A 23,772-nucleotide genomic window follows, 5' to 3' on the forward strand; every position below is an offset into this window, starting at 1 on the left:
GGGGCTATTTAGCCCCTTTTTCTTTGCCTGACATAAAGACCCACCAAGCAATTAATACAAAATCACTTCTTCTTAAAAATATCCAGCAACTTCTTCTTTGAATCAGTTTCCTTTGAAGGTAAAGCCTTTTCGAATCTTTTCTGTATAGATTCTAACTTTTCTTCTTTTTTCTTGTGCTTTGCCTTCTCTCTAGAAGCATCCAAACTAACAACTTTACCTGACATAAATCACCCACCGCTTAGCGTCTGTCTTGTGACTCAGTTCCACGTTTTTCGTAAGAGCCTTGAGCTTCATTTGGTTTTTTAGGTTTTTGCTCAGCTTTCCACTGATCCAGCTCATCAAAATAGATATCCCAGACACATTGAGAACACCCACTTTCGCAACACTCAAAATCACCAGGAGGAATCGGCTTTTCTTTAGAACTCATATAAACCTCATTCATAAGTCCATTTTACAAGACAAATCTCCTTTTGATATCGCGACTAAACCTAAAGTATCACAGACTAATTCAATACAAAAACTGCAACACAAGTAAGCTATAAATAGTAGTCGAACTACAAAAAAACTAATGGGTTAGTGCTTTTTCGCACTGCAACAAGCGCAAAATTAAAAAATAGTTGTAAAAACACAACAACATTAGCCATAAGTACATAGGCCAGACGTATGACTCGGCGTCTAATTTCAGTATAATTCTGTCACTAAATTACAACCATCGGGTTTAAAAATAGTGGAGAAAGGCGGCCACAAGCCACCTTGATTTAAACCCTTGGCCGCACTGCCATAAAACTTTGGGGATTACAATGACTACAAAAAAACAAACCATCTATTACACCCTAACCGACGAAGCACCATCCTTGGCGACATGTTCACTTCTGCCAATCGTAAGAGCTTTCACTTCTGCAGCAGACATCGACGTAAAAATCACAGATATCTCTTTAGCTGGGCGTGTACTATCCGCCTTCCCTGAGAAGCTTACTGCAGAACAGCGTGTTGAAGATGGCCTAAAGTTTCTAGGCGAACTAACTCAAGATCCGGAAGCAAACATCATCAAGCTTCCAAATATCAGTGCTTCAATCCCTCAGCTAAAAGCATGCATCACTGAGCTTCAAGGCCAGGGCTACGATATCCCTGATTACCCAGAAGATCCAAAGTCTGATGAAGATGTAGATGCACAGCAGCGCTACTCAAAAATCCTTGGCTCTGCTGTAAACCCAGTTCTTCGTGAAGGTAACTCTGACCGTCGCGCACCTGGTGCGGTAAAAGCTTTCGCTAAAAAATTCCCACACTCGATGGGTAAATGGAGCAAGGCTTCTCGCACACACGCTGATTACATGCGCGAAGGCGACTTCTTTTCTAGCGAGCAATCCCTAACAATGGAAGAAGCTGGCACAGTTCGTATCGAATTCGTAGATCCAGCTGGCAACGTTGAAGTTAAGAAAGAAGTTAGCCTAGAAAAAGGTGAAATCTTCGACAGCATGCGCATGAGCTGCAAAGCACTACGTGAATTCTTCGAAGAGACTCTACAAGACGCACAAGAAACTGGCGTTATGTGGTCACTACACGTTAAAGCTACGATGATGAAGGTTTCCCACCCTATCGTTTTCGGTCACGCTGTAACTGTATTCTACAAAGAGCTATTCGATGAGTACGGCGACTTCTTCGAAGAACTTGGCGTAAACCCAAATAATGGTATTGGTAGCGTATACGATAAGATCGCTGACCTACCGCGCTCTAAACGTGAAGAGATTGAAGAAGCGATCCACGCTTGCCACGAACATCGTCCAGAAATGGCGATGGTTGATTCTGTAAAAGGCATCACTAACCTACACGTTCCTTCAGACGTAATTGTTGACGCGTCTATGCCAGCAATGATTCGTAATGGCGGCAAAATGTGGGGCCCTGATGGTCGTCCGAAAGATACTAAAGCAGTAATGCCAGAGCGTACTTACGCACGAATCTACCAAGACATGATCAACTTCTGTAAAACAAACGGCGCTTTCGACCCAACTAAAATTGGTACAGTGCCAAACGTTGGCTTGATGGCTAAGAAAGCAGAAGAATACGGTTCTCACGACAAAACTTTCGAAACTGAAGCAGGCACAATGCGTGTAGTAGCTGCGGACGGTACTGTTCTTATGGAACACGAAGTTGAGAAAGGCGACATCTGGCGTGCATGTCAAACTAAAGATGAGCCAATCCGTGACTGGGTTAAACTAGCTGTTACTCGCGCGCGTCAGTCCGATACTCCTGCAATCTTCTGGCTAGATCAAGAACGTGCGCACGATCTTGAACTAACTAAGAAAGTTAACGAATACCTGAAAGATCACGACACTGACGGTCTAGAAATTTACGTTAAGTCTTACAGCCAAGCAATTCGTTTCACTATGGATCGCATGGTTCGTGGCAAAGACACGATCTCTGTTACTGGTAACGTACTACGTGACTACCTAACTGACCTATTCCCAATCATTGAGCTTGGCACTTCTGCGAAAATGCTATCGATTGTACCAATGCTTAAAGGTGGCGGCATGTACGAAACTGGCGCAGGCGGTTCTGCTCCTAAGCACGTACAACAGGTTGAAGAAGAGAACCACCTTCGTTGGGATTCCCTAGGTGAATTCCTAGCACTAGCCGTTTCTCTTGAAGACCTAGGCATCAAGCAGGGCAACAAACGCGCTGCCGTACTTTCTAAAACACTAGATGCAGCTACTGGCCGACTACTAGAAGAGAACAAATCTCCTTCTCGTAAGACTGGTGAGCTAGATAACCGTGGCAGCCACTTCTACCTAGGCCTATTCTGGGCACAAGAAGTAGCTGCTCAAACTGAAGATCAAGAACTTGCAGCAGACTTTAAAGAGCTTGCTGAAACACTAACAAGCCAAGAAGATCAGATTATCTCTGAGCTTGCTGAGTGCCAAGGCTCTCCGGCAGAACTTGACGGTTACTACCACGCTAAACGCGAATTAGTTAAGAAGGTTATGCGTCCAAGCGCTACACTAAATGCAGCACTTGCAGCAGCAACTAAATAATTAGCGATCCGCTAACGAAAAACCCGGCTTAAAGCCGGGTTTTTTATTATCTACAACAGTCTTTACTATACTCATAGACAAAGAGCGAAATCAGTTCGGTAGCCCAATGAGAAACCTATTCAAACTATGCTCATTAGCATGCCTCTTTATAGCGCCTCAGATAGCTATAGCAGACAACGTTAGACTGACTACACATCAGCTCCCACCTTATAGCTACATACAAGACAAAATAATTACTGGCACGGCCGTAGAAGTAGTCAAATGCGCTATGACACAAATACCCGACCATTCTTTAGAAATAATTATTACACCTTGGAAACGCGCTCAAAGCATGGTGCGACACAATGCAGCAGAAGGCTTTTTTGCCGCATCGCATAACCTTGATCGCGACAGATACGCGGTTATGTCAGAAATTATTGCCGAACAGAAATGGACTTGGTATTTGCTGAAAAACAACGCACTTGACCCATCGGCAGACGACTTTAAGCAGAGAGGTGTAGTTACCAGCTTCCTAGGTGCCAATATGCAAAAGTGGCTTCTACAAAATGACTTTCAAACCATAAATAACCCGCCACAAGATAATCAAAAGCTGCTTTCCTTCCTTCTTAGTGGTCGAGTTGATGCAATCCTAGCAAACGATCAGGTCATGAATAGCTTGATCGATGAATTTGGGCATAAAGAAAAAGTTAGATCCGCACTGAATCGAAACAAACCTCTTGGAGTTTATTTCTCGAAAGATTTTCTAGTTTCACAACCCTTGTTTTTAGAACAGTTCAATAAGGCCGTACGTTACTGCAGACAATAAAAAAGCACGCAAAAGCGTGCTTTTTTAACTGACATAGAATTCTTATGAAAGATTCGCAATACGGTTTAAGCCCGCAATAGCCGCAACTCTATAAGCCTCAGCCATTGTTGGATAGTTAAACGTAGTATTGATGAAGTACTTAAGCGTATTGGCTTCGCCTTCCTGAGCCATAATAGCCTGACCGATATGAACGATCTCCGAGGCATGCTCACCAAAGCAATGGATACCCAGAATCTCTAAAGTATCGCGATTAAATAGAATCTTAAGCATACCAACTGGCTGACCATAGATCTGCGCACGCGCAGTGTCTTTAAAGAAAGCCTGACCCACTTCATAAGGCACACATTCTTTTGTTAGCTCTTCTTCAGTTTTACCTACAGAGCTAATTTCTGGGATTGTGTAGATACCAGTAGGTACTTCATTGATATAACGGAAGTCTTCAGCAGACAACATATCTGCAGCAGCAGCACGCCCCTGATCAAGCGCAGCAGAAGCAAGGCTTGGCCAGCCTACAACGTCACCCGCAGCATAGATACCTTCACAAGATGTACGGTAATGATCATCAACTTCTAGCTGACCACGGCTATTAGCCTCTAGGCCAATGTTCTCTAACTTAAGCGTCTCAGTGTTACCGCTACGGCCATTACACCATAGGAAAGCATCTGCGCGAATCTTCTTACCAGACTGAAGCGTAAGCGTAACACCACGCTCATCAGCTACGACACTTTCATAAGTTTCGTTATGACGAATCTTCACAGCATTGTTACGAAGGTGATAGCTCAATGAATCAGAGATCTCAGCATCCAAGAAAGACAGTAGACGGCTCTGACTATCAACCAAATCAACTTTTACACCCAAGCCGCTGAAAATCGAAGCGTACTCAGAACCGATAACCCCAGCTCCATAGATGATCAATGTGCGAGGCGTATGGCTTAACTTGAGAACTGTATCCGAGTTATAGATACGAGGATGGTTAAAGTCGATATCAGCTGGCGTATAAGGACGCGAACCTGTTGCAATTACAACGTTCTTAGCACGCAGTGTCTCATCACCCTTGGAGGTACCACGAACAATAATTGTATTTTTGTCTTCAAATTCAGCTACACCGAAGAAAACATCAATACGGTTACGCGCATAGAAGTTTGTACGCAGCATTACCTGGCTGGACATAACCTTCTCTGCACGCTTTAAAACCTTAGGAAAGGAGAACCAACGTGGCTCACCGATATCACGGAACATAGGGTTAGTGTTAAATTCTATGATCTGTTTTACAGAGTGGCGAAGCGCTTTAGATGGGATTGTACCTTTATGCGTACAGTTACCACCTACGGCCTCCTGCTCTTCGATAACAGCAACACGACGCCCTTTTTTCGCGGCGTTCATTGCTGCACCTTCACCAGCAGGACCGGAACCTATCACAATGACATCATAGTCATATACCGCCATCATTTACCCCTATCTTATAATTATATCTTATTGTTTCAGCTGATCTTTTTATTAAGAACAGCTTACTCTTAGTTACGTAGCTCTCAATTATTCTTTAGATTTAACTTCGTAACTTAGATCTGCAGATGCTTCTTCTTTCGCTTGTCTATCTTGCTCTTCTTCACATTTTTGAGGGTCATCACCGCAAATGCTGCACTTACCTTCAATACCGACATTAGCCAAACCACCACAAGAACCACTAATAGGCTTTCGACCCAAAATCACGCCAACAGACATGGCGACTATGACACATAACAAGATGACAAAAGATAAGATAATTGTGCTCATAATTAAAACCTATTGAACCAGATATTGTTTAAAACCAGGAGTCATTTTCTCAACGAATCCATTCTCAGCTTTAATGATAAAAAATGCTTCGATACCGTTCTCAAGTGCAAAGGCTTGCGCCCTCTCTTCGCCCATAACCATCATCGCTGTAGCATAGGCATCAGCCTCGGCGCAACTCGGCATCAACACCGTAACAGATGCTAATCTATGCGTAATCGGACTACCAGTCGACGGATCTATTGTATGAGAAAAACGAACACCATTCTCTTCAAAATAGTTTCGGTAATCTCCCGACGTGGCTATACCTACATCTTTCACTGCGATAATTCGTTGCACCGAGCGATCAAATCCCGCTGCTGGAGACTCGATAGCAATCTTCCACTCACTACCATCAGGCTTCAACCCTTTAGCGCGCAACTCACCACCAATTTCAACAAGATAGCTTTCAACACCCTGCTCCTCTAGTAAAGTCGCAAGCACATCTACACCGTATCCTTTAGCAATCGCCGATAGATCAATATAACTAGCCTTCTCTTTGGTTAGCATTTTGCCATTAAGTTCCAAATAGTTATAACCGATCTCTTGTTGAACCTGCTGAATCTCAAGCTGGGATGGCGCCATAATTATACGCCCATCCGGCCCAAAGCCCCACAAATTCACAAGTGGCCCAACAGTTACATCAAACGCACCTGAAGAAAGAGCACTTATATCGATGGATTTGGACAAAAGGAAGGCTAGATCATTAGAAAGCTCAACAGAACTTCCCGCAGGAAGCTTATTGATAAGAGAAAGTTCGGAATCATCAATGTAGGTCGACATTGCTTGATTTACTTCCAGCAAAGCCTGATTGAAAACCGCTGGATTGATAGCAGGTTGATTGTGAATAGGAATCCACTTGACCGTATAAGTCGTCCCCATTGTTATACCTTGATGAGATTTAACCTCAGGAGGCTTTTCCTTACAGGCCGATAACAAAGCCAATAAAAACAAAATGGCCAGCAGCTGAGCTGCCGGCCATTTGTAGGCTTGTCTTTTGACAAACATATCTTACTTAACCACCGAAGTCATCAAGGAAGATATTCTCACGCTCTACACCCAAATCAAGAAGCATCTGGATTACAGCGGAGTTCATCATTGGCGGTCCACACATGTAGTACTCACAATCTTCAGGCGCTTCATGGTCCTTTAGATAGTTTTCATACAATACGTTATGGATGAAGCCAGTCATACCATCCCAGTTATCTTCTGGCTGAGGGTCAGACAACGCTAAGTGCCACTTAAAGTTATCATTCTCATCCTGAAGCATGTCGTACTCTTCGTTGTAGAACGATTCACGCAAAGAACGTGCGCCGTACCAGAACGAGATCTTACGAGTAGAGTTCAAACGCTTAAGCTGGTCAAAGATGTGTGAACGCATTGGCGCCATACCAGCACCACCACCGATGAATACCATTTCGCTGTCGTTATCAGTCGCGAAGAATTCACCAAATGGTCCGTAAACAGTGATCTTATCACCTTCAACAAGGTTGAATACGTAAGAAGACATGATACCCGGTGGGTGATCAGTACCCGGAGGTGGAGACGCGATACGGATGTTAAATTTAACAACACCACGCTCTTCTGGGTAGTTCGCCATAGAGTAAGCACGGATAGTTGGCTCAGTTACAGTAGACACATACTGCCACATGTTGAACTGATCCCAATCACCACGATACTCTTCCTGGATCACAAAATCTTTGTAGTTAACAACGTGAGGTGGGCATTCAAGCTGAACATAACCACCTGCACGGAAGTCTACATTCTCACCTTCAGGCAGACGTAGAGTCAGCTCTTTGATGAACGTAGCAACGTTAGGGTTAGATTCAACAGTACATTCCCACTTCTGAACACCGAAGATCTCTTCTTCAAGTTCGATGTCCATGTCCTGCTTAACAGCTACCTGACAAGATAGACGCCAGCCTTCTTTAGCTTCACGCATTGTAAAGTGAGATTCTTCAGTTGGTAGCATAGAACCACCACCCGCATGAACTTCACATTTACACTGTGCGCAAGTACCACCACCACCACAAGCAGACGGGATGAAAATACCCGAATCAGCAAGGGTCTGTAGCAGTTTACCGCCAGCAGGTACTGTGATTGATTTTTCTGGATCGTTATTGATATTAATCGTAACGTCACCAGAACTTACTAGTTTAGAGCGAGCTGCCAAAATTACTGCTACTAGTGCAAGCACCACAGCAGTAAACATGACAACACCTAGAACGATTTCAGCATTCATTGGCTAATCCTTCCTTTGTCGACCATGTTGGCATTAAAGAGATACACCAGAGAAAGACATGAAGCCTAGAGACATCAAACCAACAGTGATGAAGGTAATGCCCAGACCACGTAGACCTTCTGGTACGTCGCTGTATTTAAGTTTTTCACGTATACCCGCAAGCGCTGTAATAGCTAGCGCCCAACCGATACCTGCACTTACACCGTAAACCACTGACTCACCAAACGTGTAGTCACGCTCTACCATGAACAGTGCCGCACCCATGATTGCACAGTTAACTGTGATCAAAGGTAGGAATACACCCAGAGAGTTGTATAGAGCTGGTACGTATTTATCCAAGAACATCTCAAGGATCTGTACCATCGCCGCGATTACACCAATGTAAGAGATGTAACCAAGGAAGCTCAAATCAACTTCAGGGTAACCTGCCCATGCAAGTGCGCCTTCACGAAGAAGCAAGTTAAAGATTAGGTTGTTTACAGGTGTTGTGATTGCCAACACAACGACTACAGCAATACCCAAACCTAGAGAGGTTTGCACTTTCTTGGAAATCGCCAAGAACGTACACATCCCTAGGAAGAATGCTAGCGCCATGTTTTCAACGAAAATCGCCTTAACGGCAAGGCTGATTAACTGTTCCATTACACAGCCTCCTTCTTAGTATTTTTAGCTAGCTCGAACTCTGGAGCTTCTACTTGATCTTTGTAGAAAGTACGAGTCAACCAGATGAACATACCAATGATGAAGAATGCACTTGGTGGCAACAGCATCATACCGTTCGCCAAGTACCAGCCGCCATCGTTTACTAGAGGCAGAACTTCGTAGCCAAACAGTTTACCTGCGCCGAATAGCTCACGTAGGAAACCTACGAAGATTAGAACCACACCGTAACCTAGACCGTTACCGATACCATCCATGAAGGAGATACCTGGAGGGTTCTTCATAGCGAAGGCTTCAGCACGACCCATTACGATACAGTTAGTAATGATCAGACCTACGAATACAGAAAGCTGCTTAGACACATCGTAAGCAAAAGCTTTAAGAATCTGGTCAACAACGATTACCAATGACGCGATGATAGTCATCTGACAGATGATTCGAACACTGCTTGGAATATGATTACGGATAATCGATACAAACAAGTTCGAGAATGCTGTTACCGCAATTACTGCCATAGTCATTACTAGAGCAGTATTTAAGTTAGAGGTAACCGCCAACGCAGAACATACACCAAGGATCTGAAGACCGATTGGGTTGTTCTTAAATACTGGAGTACTCAGTACTTCTTTAGCTTGTGACATCGCTTACGCCCCCCCTGCTTTCAGGTTAGCCAAGAACGGTGCATAACCGTTTGAACCCATCCAGAATTGAACTAGGTTCGTAACACCGTTTGCAGTCAACGTCGCACCCGCTAGGCCATCGATCTGATGCTTAGCTTTAGGGTTAGACGAATCTACAGTGCCCTTGATTAAGCCAATCGCTGGTTCCATAGAACCTGCAGGGTAAATTTCTTTACCTGGCCATAGCGCTTTCCAGTTAGGGTTATCAACTTCACCACCTAGACCAGGAGTCTCAGCGTGAGAGTAGAAACCAAAACCAACAACTGTATTCAAGTCACCTTCTAGCGCCAAGAATCCGTAAAGTGTAGACCACAGACCGTAGCCGTGTACCGGCAAGATCAATTTCTCAATCTGGCCATCTTTTTCTACTAGGTATACAGGCATGACCTTAGCCTGATACTTGATAGAAGCGATATCTACATCTTTAGTCAGCACTTTACCCAATTGAGGGTCTTTAGCTGCTTTCTTAGCGTCGTATTTAGCTGGAACATCTGTAGTGAATTTGCCAGTCTCTAGATCAACGTACTTCGTAGTGATCTGAGCAAACAATTCATCTACTGATTTATTAGCATCTGAGATACCAGCTGCAGTAAGAATGTTGCTCTTACGGTCTTGATCCTTGTTTGCTACCTGCTTAGGTTTAAGCAGTACAGCAGCCGCAGATACGATTACCGAGCAGACAACACATAAAAGAACTGTAACGGTAATAGTCTTACCGATAGTGTCATTACTTGCTGACATTGCGCGCCAACCTCCGTTTGATGTTTGCCTGAACAACAAAGTTGTCGATCAACGGTGCGAACAAGTTCGCAAATAGGATCGCCAGCATCATACCTTCTGGGAATGCTGGGTTAACCACACGGATCAATACAACCATTACACCAACCAAAGCACCGAAGTACCACTTACCTTTGTTAGTCATAGATGCAGACACAGGGTCTGTCGCCATGAAGAACATACCAAAGGCAAAACCACCCAACACTAGGTGCCAGTAGAATGGCAGACCAAACATAGGGTTTGTTTCAGAGCCGATCAGGTTAAATAGCGTAGAAGTAGCAACCATGCCCAAGAAGACACCAGCAACGATGCGCCATGCAGCAACTTTAGCAATAAGCAGTACTAGACCACCTGCAGCAATCGCTAGTGTAGATACTTCACCTACAGAACCTTGGATTGTACCGATAAATGCATCGAACCAAGTGATGTTCTGCGCAAGAATTGCATCAACACCGCCAGAAGCAGCAAGGCTAAGCGCTGTCGCACCAGAGAAGCCATCAACTGCAGTCCAGATTGCGTCACCAGACATCTGTGCTGGGTAAGCAAAGAACAGGAATGCACGACCAGTTAGCGCAGGGTTAAGGAAGTTTTTACCGGTACCACCGAATACTTCTTTACCAATTACAACACCAAAACTGATACCTAGAGCAACCTGCCATAGCGGAATGCTTGGAGGAAGAATCAAAGCAAAAAGAACAGAAGTTACGAAGAAACCTTCGTTTACTTCGTGGCCACGTTTCATTGCAAACAATACTTCCCAGAAACCACCCACTACAAAGGTAACGATGTAGATTGGTAGCCAGTAGGCAGCACCAAGAATGATGTTGTCCCACACACTATCAGGGTTAAAACCCGAAATAGCGCCAGCTAGTGCTGCTTGCCAAGATGTTGGCTCGGTGATGCCCATCGTTTCCATTGCAGTATTTGCCTGCAAACCAACGTTGTACATACCGAAGAAAATTGCTGGGAATGTACACATCCACACCAAGATCATCATACGCTTCAGGTCGACTGCGTCGCGTACGTGAGCTGCTGTTTTAGTTACATAACCCGGAGTGTAGAAAATAGTATCTGCAGCTTCGTAAAGCGCATACCAATTTTCATACTTACCGCCCTTATGGAAGTGCGGCTCCATTTTATCAAGAATATTTCTCAAGCTCATGATCAGGCCTCTTTCTCGATACGCGTCAAATTGTCGCGAAGGATTGGGCCGTACTCATATTTACCTGGGCAGGCAAATGTGCACAGCGCGAGGTCTTCTTCGTCCAGCTCTAGGCAACCTAGTTCCATTGCATGAACAATGTCACCTGTTACTAGCGCACGCAGCAATTGCGTAGGAAGAATATCCATTGGCATTAGCTGTTCGAACTGACCAACCGGAACCATAGCTCGCTCAGAACCGTTCGTAGTCGTTGTAAAGTCAAACTTCTTAGAACGATTCAGGAAGGAAGCGAATACATTAAGCACAGAGAACTTATTTGTACCAGGAACTACCCAGCCCATAAATTCACGCTTATCGCCTTCTTCTAGGATAGTGATCTGGTTTGCGTAACGACCAAGGTAAGCAAACGCGCCTTCAGTAGCTGTACGACCATTCCAAACAGAACCACTGATAATACGGTTATGATCTTCTTTCTGCGCACCAGCAAGAAGCTGTTCGAAGCTCGCACCCAAACGAGTTCGTAACAGACCTGGCTTTGCCGCACGAGGACCACTAACAGCAACAACACGATCAGTGAAAAGCTTACCTTCGGTAAATAATTTACCAACTGCAATCACATCCTGATAACCGATTGTCCAAACTGTTTTCTCCTGAGATACAGGATCAAGGAAGTGGATATGCGTACCAGCATTACCTGCAGGGTGACTACCCTCAAACTCTTCTACTGTCACACCATCAGCAGATGGAATATCAGCACCCGGCGCTTTACATAGATAAACAGTCGTTTCAGACAGCTTAGTCAGAATAGTAAGACCCTGGGAGAATGCTTCTTTTTGTTCAGCGATGATGACAGCTGGGTCACCTGCTAATGGATTGGTATCCATTGCTGTAACAAAAATAGAGTTTGGAGTAGTACCTGGCTGAGGTACACGGCTGAATGGACGTGTGCGAAGCGCAGTCCACAAACCAGAATTAACTAGATTGTCTTGCACTTGTTCGCGCGTCAATCCAGCCAGCTCATTGGCACTATATTTGTTAAATTCAACCGCTTCATCACCGTCCAACTCAATCACTACTGATTGAAGTGCACGACGCTCACCACGGTTAATCGCCTTAACTACACCCGCACCTGGTGCTGTGTAATTAACGCCTTCTGTTTTCTTATCGGAAAAGATCACTTGACCGAGTTTTACTCGATCACCTACCTTGACGGCCATGGTAGGTTTCATACCTACATAGTCAAAGCCGACTACGGCAACGGAGTCTACTGCTGGGCCATCTGTAATAGATTGCTCAGGAGCGCCCGTGATCGGTAGATCCAGACCTTTGTTGATCTTGATCATACGCCTCACCCAATTACGTTAAATTCTTTCAGGATTCCAAAATCGATTTTGATTCCGACACGGCCTGTCCCCGAACGTAGTCGATATCTTGTAGTTATTTCGAAAATGGAATTACCCCACCCAAAAATCTGGCTAAGTATACCTGAGCGACGTGTCATTTTTCTACAAAGACCCAGCAATATCAGCGCGTTCCAGCCGATTATCTTGCCTTTTAGCGGTGGAATTTGTAGTTATATACATATAACTGATAGAAATATGATACATAAGGCAAATAAAAAGCCACCCTATAGGTGGCTTTTTAATCAACTCGCTACACTTAAGCTTCTTTCGGGAAAGCTGGTAGAGTGCACTGAGCCATTTTCTGCATCATGCGGATAACCTGGCAGCTATAACCGAATTCGTTATCGTACCAAACGTAAAGTACGCAACGCTTACCACCAGCAATTGTAGCCAACGCATCAACTACACCTGCAGCACGAGAACCAACGAAGTCAGTAGATACAGCTTCTGGAGAGTTGCTGTAGTCGATCTGCTTCTGCATAGCACCGTGTAGCGCAGCTTCACGAAGGTAAGCATTTAGCTCTTCTTTGTCAGTTTCGCTTTCTAGGTTCAGGTTAAGAATAGCCATTGAAACGTTTGGTGTTGGAACACGGATAGCGTTACCAGTAAGCTTACCTTCCATTGCTGGAAGTGCTTTAGATACAGCTTTAGCAGCACCTGTTTCAGTGATAACCATGTTTAGACCAGCAGCGCGACCACGACGATCACCTTTGTGGTAATTGTCGATTAGGTTCTGGTCGTTAGTGTAAGCGTGAACAGTCTCAACGTGACCATTCTCAATACCGTACTTGTCGTATACCGCTTTTAGTACAGGCGTGATTGCGTTTGTAGTACAAGACGCAGCAGACAGGATAGTATCTTCCGGAGAGATATCACCGTCGTTCACACCCATTACGATGTTCTTAACGCCTTTACCTGGTGCAGTAAGAACTGCACGAGAAGCGCCTTTAGATTGAAGATGCAGAGATAGACCTTCTTTATCACGCCACTTACCAGTGTTATCAATGACCATTGCATTATTGATGCCGTAAGCAGTGTAATCAATCTCGTCTGGAGAGTTAGCAAAGATCACCTGAATAACGTTACCGTTAGCAGTGATTGTGTTGTTCTCTTCGTCAACTGTGATAGTACCTTTGAAAGAACCGTGAACTGAGTCACGACGTAGCAAGCTAGCACGCTTCTCTAGATCACGTGCGGCAGCACCTTTACGTACAACAATTGCACGTAGACGAAGCGCTTGACCACCACCAGTGCGCTCGATAAGAAGACGAGCAAGTAGGCGACCGATACGACCGAAACCGTAAAGAACTACATCAGTAGGTTCACGCTCTTCTGTGCCAATTGCATCAGCAAGCTCAGCTTTCAGGAATGTCTCTAGATCCTGACCGTTGCCTTCTGCGCGATATTTAACTGCTAGCTTACCTGCATCGATGTGCGCATTGCGTACATTCAGGTTTTTAACAGCTTCCAGAATTGGAAAAGTATCTACTACAGTTAGTTCCTGCTCTTCAACCTGACGCACGAAACGGTGTGCTTTTAGGATATCGATAACAGAACGTTTGATGATCAGACGACCGAATACTGAAGATTCGATGTTCTGGTCACGGTATAGACTACCTACTAGTGGAACCATAGCTTCAGCTAAGGCTTCGCGTTCTTTCCAATCTGTAAAAACTTGATCTTGGCTCACATGAAACTCCAAAAAGTTTTGTCAACTCGTTGGTACCCTACTAACACAGTCAGATTACAAGTATTAGTCGGACCCTAAAAATTTGGTGCGCGCATTATCCTCTTTTCCACCCTTTTGAGCAAATGCAGCATGATAGACTTTGGAACCATATATTTTGTCCTACTGAATAAGACTTATATTTATCCATTTACCCCAGTTCAAAACTACCAATTACATCTACAACGGTTAAACTACCCGATTTACTATTGGTTAGCGCATATTAAAGGAGCAACTCTGTGCTGCAACTGAACTACTCTCTACCCACAGGCCCCGGCGATAAGAAGCAGATCGGACAAGCCTATGGCGCAGGTACCGGCTTATTAATTACAGACGCAGCAAAGCAGTTTGATGGCTTCACTTTAGTCATAACCAACGATACAAACAAAGCGAACCGGTTACACGATGAAGTAAGTTTCTTCTCCAGTGATAGCAACTCACTTGAAATTCTTTCATTCCCAGATTGGGAAACACTGCCGTACGATACATTTTCTCCGCATCAGGACATCATTTCTGAACGTATCTCTACGCTCAACAGGCTACCCAATCTAAGTAAAGGCATATTGATCGTACCTTTAAGTACGTTAATGCATAGAACCGCACCCGCAGATTTTATTGCCGCTAACTGTTTTGATCTAAAACTAGAACAAACCATCAATCCTGAACATTTGCGCAAACAACTCATTGATGCTGGCTATCACGCAGTCGACGCCGTTATGGAACATGGCGAATTCGCCTTCCGTGGATCAATCATCGATCTATTTCCAACAGGTAGCCCCTACCCTTATCGAATAGAGTTATTCGATGATAAGATTGAAACACTTAGAACATTTGATCCAGAAACCCAAAGATCAATTGAGCAGATTGATGCGATCAACTTACTGCCTGCGAAAGAGTTTCCGTTCGACGCACGTGCTATTAGCGGTTTTAAATCTCGCTGGCGTGAAAGATTTGATGTCGATTACAGACAATGCCCTGTCTATACCAATATCTCTGACGGGATGACATCACCGGGTATTGAGTATTATCTACCCCTATTCTTTGAAGAATGCAGCTCTCTGTTCGCTTCACTTCCACAACAAACGCAGATCATTGTTGATAGCGAGCTTGAAGCAACTGCAGAACTATTCGCACAAGAAGTTAATGAACGGTATGAACAGCGCCGCCATGACATTACTAACCCAGTACTGTCTCCTAATGAACTGTTCATCTCCACTAGCGAACTGTTCTCTGCATTAAAGCAATATGGCCGCATTAGCATATCTAGCGACCCTATTGATGAAAAACAAGGTCGCAGTAATCTTCCTTGCACCGAACCACCTTCACTTCCGGTCAACTCACAACTGAAAGAGCCGCTAACGGCATTACAAAGTTTTTTAGCAGAGCGCGATGGCGCAGTTTTATTTTGTGCCGAATCAGCTGGTCGTCGTGAAGCACTATTAGAACTACTCGCGCGTATTAATGTTAAGCCTAACCAAGTTGATAACTGGCAAGCATTCTGTGAGTCTGATTACGACCTCGCCATCACGGAATACCCTCTTGAGCAAGGCCTTTCCATCTCAGGGCAGTTGCATCTCATCACTGAAACTCAACTGTTTGGCCACCAAGTATTCCAACGCCGAAGACGGAGCAAAGAGCAGGAACAGAATGACCAGGTTATTCGTAACCTATCAGAGTTAAATCCAGGCTCGCCTGTTGTTCACTTAGATCACGGTGTAGGCCGCTATCTCGGCCTACAGACTATCGAGCTCGAAGGCCAAACTAACGAATTCCTAACACTTGTATACGCAGATGAAGCAAAGCTCTACGTACCCGTATCTGCGCTCCACTTGATCAGTCGTTACACCGGTGCAGGTGATGAACATGCACCACTGCACCGACTTGGCACTGAGCAATGGTCCAAAGCCAAACGTAAAGCAGCCGAAAAAGCACGTGATGCAGCAGCCGAACTACTTGATATCTATGCTCGCCGTGCTTCGCGTATCGGATTCCAGTTTAGCGATCCTGATGAGCAGTACTTACAATTCGCTGCTACCTTCCCATTTGAGGAAACACCGGATCAAGCCGCAGCCATTGGCAACGTTATTCGAGATATGACCGCAGTTCAGCCTATGGATCGCTTGGTATGTGGCGATGTAGGCTTTGGTAAGACCGAAGTTGCAATGCGCGCAGCATTCATAGCAGTACAAAGCGGCAAACAAGTCGTTATTCTTGTACCTACTACACTACTCGCACAGCAACACTACCAGAATTTCCAAGACCGTTTTGCTGACTGGCCGGTAAATGTCGAGCTTATCTCACGCTTTAGAACAGGTAAGCAGCAAAGCACCATTCTAGATAAGCTAGAGGCCGGTAGCGTCGACATCGTTGTTGGCACCCATAAACTGCTCTCTGGCGACATCAATTTCAAAGATCTAGGCCTAGTGATTATTGATGAAGAACATCGTTTCGGTGTTCAGCAGAAAGAGCGCCTAAAATCGCTTCGCTCTGAAGTCGACATTCTAACTCTTACTGCAACACCAATTCCTCGCACGCTAAATATGGCGATGTCTGGCATTCGCGACCTATCTATCATTGCAACACCACCAGCGAAAAGACTTTCCGTTAAAACCTTTGTTCGTTATAGCGACACAACTCTAGTCAAAGAAGCTATTTTGCGTGAGCTACTTCGTGGCGGTCAGGTTTATTATCTGCACAACGAAGTTAAGAGCATTGAGAAAACAGCAGAAGAGTTACAAGAACTTGTTCCTGAAGCACGCATCGGTATTGGTCACGGCCAAATGCGTGAGCGTGAACTCGAACAAGTTATGTCTGACTTCTACCATAAGCGCTACAACATCTTGCTTTGTACGACCATTATCGAAACCGGTATAGATGTTCCTAATGCCAACACCATCATAATCGATCGCGCCGATAAATTCGGTCTAGCTCAACTACACCAATTACGTGGTCGTGTAGGGCGCTCACATCACCAAGCTTACGCTTATCTTTTGACACCGCATAAGAAGACAATGACTAAAGATGCGATCAAGCGTCTTGAAGCGATCGAGTCCGCAGACGACCTTGGCGCAGGCTTTACCCTTGCGACGCACGATCTAGAGATCCGAGGTGCGGGTGAATTACTAGGTGAAGAGCAAAGCGGTCAGATGCAAACGGTTGGCTTCTCCCTGTTTATGGAGATGCTAGAACAAGCGGTTGAATCCATTAAAGAAGGCAAAACACCAAATATGGATCAGCCGATCAAGCAAGGCGTTGATGTAAACTTACATCTATCTGCGCTGATACCTGATGAATACTTACCTGATGTACACAGCCGCTTAATTTTGTACAAGCGTATCGCTAATGCCAACTCAGCCACTGAACTCAAAGAGCTACAAATAGAGATGATTGATCGCTTTGGACTGCTACCCGATCAGGTTAAGAATCTCTTCAGGCTAACTGAGTTAAAACTACGCGCCGAAGCCATGAATATTGTTAAAATTGATGCTGGTAGCGAGGTTGGCAGAATCGAATTTGCCACTGATGCGAAAGTAGATCCGTTAACTTTAGTAAAAATGGTTCAAAATCAGCCACAAAAATATAAACTTGAGGGTGCAGACAAACTGCGATTCAGTTTAGACATGGAGAAAACCGAAGAGCGCTTTAAAGCGGTAGAACGCCTTATGAGTGATCTGGCAGTTAAAACATCATGAAGATAATGCTAAAAGCGATATTCCTACCCTTAATACTTATTTTCAGCAGCAGCGCATTTGCTAACAGCTGGTACAAAGTAGAGGTTATTATTTTTGCCAACAATGATCCTATGGCAATCCACGAGGAATTCTGGCCAGAGATTAACGAAATTCCATTGCGTGATCGCGCCGTAGCACTTAAAGGCAAACCTGGGGCTGGAGAAAATCCAACTGCTTACCAAAGCCTACCTACCAGCCGCCACAGCCTTAAAAGCGTTAAAAATCGATTAAATAATAGCGGAGACTATCAGGTTCTTTTCCACGAAGCTTGGATGCAACCTGTATCACATACCCAGAACCCTCGTCCTATCAAAATCAGTGCAGGCCGTGTTTTAGATAATGGTATGCAAGAGCTAGAGGGACATATTGCAGTTGGTCGTGGTCGATACTTACATTTCCGCCCTGATCTATATATCAGCCAGTTGGTTGCACCTAGTCGCAATGCACCTTCAGTGACTGCAGAAGAAATTCAGACCGAAGCTATGCTGACAATGCAGGGCGATAACGAAACAACGCCTGAAGCAGCACAAACAACTCAAGCCACACAAGTGATAGCCGAGACCGCTTCTGCCTTCCCAATGATCCCTGAAGTAGTAACTGCACATCAGAATCAAGCAAGGCGAATGAAATCTGAAGAACTTCACTATATTGACCACCCACTCATGGGAATTTTGGTTGAAATAATCCCTCTTGAAACAGAATAAAAAAAAACCGGCGTTAAAGCCGGTTTTTTTATGATAGATGAATATCAATTACCTTCTTATTCTTTAACCAACTCCGGTAATTCACCACTTAGGTGAACAGTGGTAGTTGGGAAAGCAAATTCAGCGCCCTTCTCTTCAACAATCTGCATTATCTGCATCATGACATCCTGCTTAATCTCATGGAAACGAATCCAATCAGTCGTCTTGGTGAAGGTATAGATAAAGAAATCTAGCGAAGAAGGACCAAAACGATCTAAGTTAACAATCAACGTTTGTTGCTGATCGATCTCAGGATGCATTCGAAGCATCGATTTAACCGCTTTGATCACTTCTAAAACCTGAGCAGAATCATCGTAACGAACTCCAATATATTCGTAGATACGACGATTCGTCATTCGTGACGGGTTTTCAACCGAGATGTTGGTAAAAGTAGAATTCGGCACGTATAACGGGCGCTTATCAAATGTACGAATTCGAGTCTGACGCCAACCTATATCTTCTACGGTGCCTTCGATCTGCTGATCAGGAGATCGAATCCAGTCACCCACTTTAAACGGACGATCTAGGTAAATCATCAAGCCACCAAAGAAGTTAGCCAAAAGATCTTTGGCAGCAAAACCAACCGCAATACCACCGATACCACCAAACGCCAAAATACCTGAGATACTGTAGCCATAGCTCTGCATAATGATCAGAACAATGATGATCGAAACAATTAAGCGTAGAAGCCTACCCAAGGCCCCAACCGTAGTGGGATCCATAGGCTTCTTCATACGATCTGGCATCACCAGAACTTGCTCTAACCGCTTTAGGAAGCGCAAGCATGACCACGCCAATAGAATCACAGGAACCAGTTTAGGTAACGGGTTATCATCACCGAGCACTTCAATGGCAAAGTTCTGCTCGAATAGCTGTATTAACCAATAACCTGCTGCCAACCAGATTAAAAACAGTGCCGGCCGGCTAAATGAATTTAGAAAAACATCGTCCCAAAGGATTTTAGTTTTGTCCGCTTGCTTCATTAACTGACTGATTGTTGAGCGCGCAACAAGATCAGCAACAACCGCAATCACACAAACAGCTATGGATAAGATAATCCATGCGGAATCACTATAGTCAGGAAAATGCTCTGTTAATAACTGATTCAATATATCTATCATAACGCTACTTCCAGCAAATCATTTGCAAGTACGCGAGCAGCATCTAAACGCTCCTCATCCCTATCCCACTCTTTACCTCTAAGAGACACTATCTCTTGCAAAGGTTTGAAATCAGACGCTTCCAAGTACTTAAGGATATCCAATGTACCTTGGCGCTCATTACAACACAGCAACGCCTGACAACCCGAAGCTATCGCCTTATCTGCACGCTCCGCATAGCCACCTGCACTATGGGCAGCTTTCATACTCAGGTCGTCACTAAAGATAATTCCACCGAAACCCATTTTCTTTCTTAAGGTCTCGTACAACCAGAAAGAAGAAAAACCTGCTGGAGAAGAATCACACTCAGGATAAAGCACGTGAGCGAACATCATCGCCTCTAAATTATTATCAACCGCCTGCCTGAACGGCACCATATCAGTCTTCCATAAGTCGTCAAAAGTTCGGCCGTCTATAGCATCAGCATGATGGGTATCTGCATCTGCCCAACCATGACCCGGAAAATGCTTCCCAGTAGCAGACATACCTGCTGAGCGCATACCCTCTATATATGCAGCAGAGATCTCAGTCACTGTTTCATAGTCTTCACCAAACGCACGATTGCCGATTACCGTATTACGCCCGTAATCGACATCCAAAACCGGTGCGAAGCTCAGATCGACATCAAGCTGACGCAACTCCGCCGCCATCAGATAGCCAAGCTCTTTTGCTGCAATAACGCCCTCTGAAGACCCTGAGAATCGTTTCGAAATTGCTTTGACCGGAGGCAGCACTGTAACCCCCTGCTTCAAACGCTGAACTCGACCACCCTCTTGATCGATACTAATCACAAGCTCTTCACGAATCGCTCGCATAGAAGCCACAAGTGCCTCAACTTGCTCTGCGTTTTCCGTATTACGTGCAAATAAAATAACGCCACCGATGAAAGGATGTTTTAGGAGATCCTTTTCTTCAGCGGTTAATTCCGTACCTTCAAGGTCTAGAAACAGAGTAACTTCAGACATAGAGATTATTCTTCAATTAAAACAGATGTACCGGCTGACACTTTCGAGAATAGCTGAATCAAATCGCTGTTTCTCATACGAATACATCCATGAGATTTAGCCACTCCCATAGGTTCCGTATCTGGCGTACCGTGTATGTAGACATAGCGCTGCATGGTATCAACTTCACCCAAGCGGTTACGACCAATTTCTAGACCAGAGAGCCACATGATCCGAGTTAAGATCCAATCACGATTAGGATAAGCATCAGCCAGCTCTTGCGAATAGATTTCGCCAGTTTGGCGTCGACCAACAAAAACAGCGTTTTCTTGAGCGTCCGAGCCGATCATAGCGCGAATATAGTGACGGCCTCTTGGCGTACAACCACTATTCTTTTGTTCGCCCGGACCATTAAGCGCTGTAGAAATGGCATAGCTCTGCAGCAGTTTTGTGCCGCTCGACAGTTCCAATGTTTGTCGAGCGATAGATACCCTAATGCAGAGCATAGGATTACAAACGGCAGAAGTAAGTTTTATCAGCACGCGCCTGAAGGCCAGCAGACAAAACAGGAATCATTCGATGTAGGATCTGCTCTACTTCTGCACTCCCTTGGAACTCGCGCTTTTCGATCGCATTGAGTGTATGGAAGTTCGACAAAGTAAAAGTAATGGAACCAAGAAGGAAATGAAGCCTCCAGAAAAACTCATCATCTTCCATCGGTGCAGAATCTTGACGTAGGAGCTTGATGAAAGGCTGAACTTTCTCACTATAACGTTCGATCAAGAAATCGCGCAGCTCTTCTTGATTCTTCATATAAGACAGCTCTAGCAGCCTCATAAATACAGATAGAGCATTGACGTTGTCGCGATTTACCAAAAGCAAAGCGCGCATCAGCATTTCTAAAAGCTCTTCGAGAGAAGGCTGTTGACCATCCGCATTAGCAAGACGTTGATCCAACATCAGGCCGAGTTCATCGCACAAGGGTTCTAGAAACTTTTCAGCAACGGCCTGAATCAAGCCTTTTTTCGAACCAAAATGGTAGTTGATAGCTGCTAAGTTAACGTCTGCGCGACTGGTTATCTGACGAACAGTTGTTTCAGCAAACCCCTGTTCAGCAAACAATGTTTCAGCAGCCTGCACAATACTTGCCGATGTTCCCTTGTGATGCATCAGTACTCCAAACCAGCGTTTCAAACAAATGATGGATGAATTATAACGATAATCACCCGTAATAAATCAAGTCATTATTGCGTGTAAATCTTTGTTTACTACCAATTTATGAAACAAGCTTACTTGTTACACGAATTGGTAAATTAGGAAGGAAGAATAACAAGGAGAAATGAATAGGAAATGAAAGCATAAAAACTAAGGAGGTGTTCATTTGGAATCACCTCCCCAGCCAAATAGATTAGCGATTAATGATGTTTTGGCGCGTTAAGCGGCTCCACCACTTTGTTAAAACCTTATCGCTAGAATCCGCAGCCATATCAGAGATCTTGTCTTGTAGCGTCTTCTTCTGTTCGTAACGAACTTCGAAAATATCACTCTCATCTGACGCATCCATTAAGTACTGATCGGATGTCATCAACTCATCAACTAAGTTGACATCAAGCGCCTGTTTGCCAAACCAAATTTCACCTGTAGCCACCTTATCGATATCAACAACGTCGCGGTATTCATGAACAAAGCTCTTAAACAGCTCATGTGTCTCTTCTAACTCTTCCTTGAACTTCTCACGACCTTTATCTGTATTCTCACCAAACACAGTCAAAGTACGCTTATATTCGCCCGCTGTAAGTACTTCAAAATCGATATCGTTTTTCTTTAGCAGCTTATGGAAGTTTGGCAACTGAGCGATCACACCGATAGAACCAACAATAGCAAATGGCGCTGCAATCAACTTGTCCGCTAAACACGCCATCATGTAACCACCGCTGGCTGCTACCCTATCTACGCAGATAGTCAGCGGAATCTCTTTACGCTTAATACGCTCAATTTGAGAAGACGCAAGACCATATTCATGCACCATGCCGCCAGGACTTTCTAAACGAATAACTACTTCATCCTGAGGCTCAGCCATCATCAATACTGCTGACACTTCCTGACGGAAAGGCTCAACTTCACTGGCTTTGACATCACCGTCAAAATCCAAAACATAGATACGCTTACGACGTGGTTCATCTTCTTTCGGTGGGTTTTTCTTACGCGCTTTTTTCTCTTCTTTTTCTTTCTTCTTCTCTTCTTTCTGCATCGCTTTTAGCGTTTCTTTATCAAGAATCGCATCTTCTAGCGCTTCTTTCATATCCAAAAGCTCATCATTAAAATGAGTCACTTCAATCTCACCTTGATGACCATCTTTACGTGAACGAGAAGAAACAACAGCAATACCTGCAACAACCGCAATAATGGCAATAACAATAGTTACCGATTTAGCCAAAAACAGGCCGTATTCACTGAAAAATTCAACCACAGAGAAAACTCCGAAATAAACTATAAGTAGAAGGACCGCTAATGTATCATAAATCCCCCTTTTACCCACCCGTTTGAGATAACGCAGTAATGAGCCAAGAGATATCTGTAAGCAAAGTTGTTGAAAAATTACCGAGTCGATTTGTTTCTCAAAACGCTGCTGACCTAGAAGCCGTATTCCAATTCGAACTAGAAGACGATCAAAACTTCTATATCGAAATCAAAGATAGCCAGTGCAATGTTTTAACGGGTGATCATGACGATCCAAATGTGACACTTATCATGGAAGCAGAAACAATGGTGAGTGTAATCAACGGTGAAAAAGATGGTATGAGTGCCTTCCTTTCGGGTCAGTTAAGAGCAGAAGGCAACATCATGTTAGCGACTAAACTTGGCAAATTATTTAGTCGAGAAAAACAAACAGATCAATAA

At 44.3% G+C, this 23,772-nt stretch carries 22 protein-coding genes; 5 read left to right on the forward strand and 17 right to left on the reverse strand.

What is annotated here, in order from left to right:
• Nucleotides 1-62: 62 nt before the first annotated feature.
• Nucleotides 63-224 (reverse strand): hypothetical protein, encoded by a 162-nt coding sequence (locus ACMXYW_RS08720; protein ID WP_415884518.1) that lies wholly within the window; start codon nt 222-224, stop codon nt 63-65.
• 14 nt (nt 225-238) lie between these two features.
• Nucleotides 239-427: an oxidoreductase-like domain-containing protein gene (locus tag ACMXYW_RS08725; RefSeq protein WP_415900995.1), complete on the reverse strand. Its 189-nt coding sequence runs from the start codon at nt 425-427 to the stop codon at nt 239-241.
• 373 nt (nt 428-800) lie between these two features.
• On the opposite strand from ACMXYW_RS08725, the gene ACMXYW_RS08730 reads away from it, so the two are divergent.
• Together ACMXYW_RS08730 and ACMXYW_RS08735 are read left to right on the forward strand one after the other, a co-directional pair.
• Nucleotides 801-3,029: an NADP-dependent isocitrate dehydrogenase gene (locus ACMXYW_RS08730; RefSeq protein WP_415903740.1), complete on the forward strand. Its 2,229-nt coding sequence runs from the start codon at nt 801-803 to the stop codon at nt 3,027-3,029.
• A 268-nt stretch (nt 3,030-3,297) separates the two neighbouring features.
• Nucleotides 3,298-3,834: a substrate-binding periplasmic protein gene (locus tag ACMXYW_RS08735; protein ID WP_415903741.1), complete on the forward strand. Its 537-nt coding sequence runs from the start codon at nt 3,298-3,300 to the stop codon at nt 3,832-3,834.
• 42 nt (nt 3,835-3,876) lie between these two features.
• Here the strand turns inward: ACMXYW_RS08735 and sthA are convergent, their stop codons facing one another.
• From sthA to ACMXYW_RS08785, 10 genes are all read right to left on the reverse strand, one after another.
• Entirely contained in the window at nt 3,877-5,280 is a 1,404-nt protein-coding gene (gene sthA, locus ACMXYW_RS08740; RefSeq protein ID WP_415903742.1) for a Si-specific NAD(P)(+) transhydrogenase, read from the reverse strand.
• 87 nt (nt 5,281-5,367) lie between these two features.
• Entirely contained in the window at nt 5,368-5,607 is a 240-nt protein-coding gene (gene nqrM, locus ACMXYW_RS08745; protein ID WP_415884513.1) for a (Na+)-NQR maturation NqrM, read from the reverse strand.
• 9 nt (nt 5,608-5,616) lie between these two features.
• On the reverse strand, nt 5,617-6,651 hold the full coding sequence (locus tag ACMXYW_RS08750) for an FAD:protein FMN transferase (protein ID WP_415903743.1): 1,035 nt from the start codon (nt 6,649-6,651) through the stop codon (nt 5,617-5,619).
• Nucleotides 6,652-6,658: 7 nt separating this feature from the next.
• Nucleotides 6,659-7,885, reverse strand: coding sequence for an NADH:ubiquinone reductase (Na(+)-transporting) subunit F (gene nqrF / locus ACMXYW_RS08755; protein ID WP_415884511.1), 1,227 nt, complete (start codon nt 7,883-7,885; stop codon nt 6,659-6,661).
• A gap of 33 nt (nt 7,886-7,918) precedes the next feature.
• Entirely contained in the window at nt 7,919-8,527 is a 609-nt protein-coding gene (gene nqrE, locus ACMXYW_RS08760; RefSeq protein WP_415884510.1) for an NADH:ubiquinone reductase (Na(+)-transporting) subunit E, read from the reverse strand.
• The gene (locus tag ACMXYW_RS08765; RefSeq protein WP_415884509.1) at nt 8,527-9,186 is read right to left on the reverse strand and encodes an NADH:ubiquinone reductase (Na(+)-transporting) subunit D; all 660 of its coding nucleotides are present in this window, start codon (nt 9,184-9,186) and stop codon (nt 8,527-8,529) included. Before ACMXYW_RS08765 ends, nqrE begins: the two co-directional genes overlap by 1 nt.
• A 3-nt stretch (nt 9,187-9,189) precedes the next feature.
• Nucleotides 9,190-9,966 (reverse strand): Na(+)-translocating NADH-quinone reductase subunit C, encoded by a 777-nt coding sequence (locus ACMXYW_RS08770; protein WP_415884508.1) that lies wholly within the window; start codon nt 9,964-9,966, stop codon nt 9,190-9,192.
• On the reverse strand, nt 9,953-11,164 hold the full coding sequence (locus tag ACMXYW_RS08775) for an NADH:ubiquinone reductase (Na(+)-transporting) subunit B (RefSeq protein ID WP_415884849.1): 1,212 nt from the start codon (nt 11,162-11,164) through the stop codon (nt 9,953-9,955). Before ACMXYW_RS08775 ends, ACMXYW_RS08770 begins: the two co-directional genes overlap by 14 nt.
• Before the next feature lie 2 nt (nt 11,165-11,166).
• Nucleotides 11,167-12,507 carry a Na(+)-translocating NADH-quinone reductase subunit A gene (locus ACMXYW_RS08780; RefSeq protein WP_415903744.1) on the reverse strand — a complete coding sequence of 447 codons (1,341 nt, stop codon included), beginning with the start codon at nt 12,505-12,507 and terminating at the stop codon, nt 11,167-11,169.
• Nucleotides 12,508-12,823: 316 nt separating this feature from the next.
• Nucleotides 12,824-14,257: a glyceraldehyde-3-phosphate dehydrogenase gene (locus ACMXYW_RS08785; protein ID WP_415903745.1), complete on the reverse strand. Its 1,434-nt coding sequence runs from the start codon at nt 14,255-14,257 to the stop codon at nt 12,824-12,826.
• A gap of 275 nt (nt 14,258-14,532) precedes the next feature.
• On the opposite strand from ACMXYW_RS08785, the gene mfd reads away from it, so the two are divergent.
• A complete protein-coding gene (gene mfd / locus ACMXYW_RS08790; RefSeq protein WP_415903746.1) occupies nt 14,533-17,985 on the forward strand; it encodes a transcription-repair coupling factor in 3,453 nt (1,150 codons plus the stop codon).
• A complete protein-coding gene (locus ACMXYW_RS08795; RefSeq protein ID WP_415903747.1) occupies nt 17,982-18,728 on the forward strand; it encodes a CsiV family protein in 747 nt (248 codons plus the stop codon). The genes mfd and ACMXYW_RS08795 overlap by 4 nt, the downstream gene beginning before the upstream one ends.
• 56 nt (nt 18,729-18,784) lie before the next feature.
• On the opposite strand, the gene ACMXYW_RS08800 is transcribed toward ACMXYW_RS08795, so the two are convergent.
• The 5 genes from ACMXYW_RS08800 to sohB form a co-directional block, all read right to left on the reverse strand.
• A complete protein-coding gene (locus tag ACMXYW_RS08800; RefSeq protein WP_415903748.1) occupies nt 18,785-19,888 on the reverse strand; it encodes a mechanosensitive ion channel family protein in 1,104 nt (367 codons plus the stop codon).
• Nucleotides 19,885-20,892 carry a beta-N-acetylhexosaminidase gene (nagZ, locus tag ACMXYW_RS08805; RefSeq protein WP_415903749.1) on the reverse strand — a complete coding sequence of 336 codons (1,008 nt, stop codon included), beginning with the start codon at nt 20,890-20,892 and terminating at the stop codon, nt 19,885-19,887. Before nagZ ends, ACMXYW_RS08800 begins: the two co-directional genes overlap by 4 nt.
• Before the next feature lie 5 nt (nt 20,893-20,897).
• Nucleotides 20,898-21,377: a L,D-transpeptidase family protein gene (locus tag ACMXYW_RS08810; RefSeq protein ID WP_415901108.1), complete on the reverse strand. Its 480-nt coding sequence runs from the start codon at nt 21,375-21,377 to the stop codon at nt 20,898-20,900.
• 4 nt (nt 21,378-21,381) lie between these two features.
• Complete coding sequence (locus ACMXYW_RS08815) at nt 21,382-22,041, reverse strand: TetR/AcrR family transcriptional regulator (protein WP_415900983.1); 660 nt, start codon at nt 22,039-22,041, stop codon at nt 21,382-21,384.
• 238 nt (nt 22,042-22,279) lie between these two features.
• A complete protein-coding gene (gene sohB, locus ACMXYW_RS08820) occupies nt 22,280-23,341 on the reverse strand; it encodes a protease SohB (RefSeq protein WP_415884498.1) in 1,062 nt (353 codons plus the stop codon).
• Between the two features lie 89 nt (nt 23,342-23,430).
• Between sohB and ACMXYW_RS08825 the strand changes: the two genes are divergently transcribed.
• A complete protein-coding gene (locus tag ACMXYW_RS08825) occupies nt 23,431-23,772 on the forward strand; it encodes an SCP2 sterol-binding domain-containing protein (protein WP_415903750.1) in 342 nt (113 codons plus the stop codon).

Origin of the sequence: Neptuniibacter sp. QD48_55 (assembly GCF_047778115.1) — a bacterium.
Classification (GTDB): domain Bacteria; phylum Pseudomonadota; class Gammaproteobacteria; order Pseudomonadales; family Balneatricaceae; genus Neptuniibacter.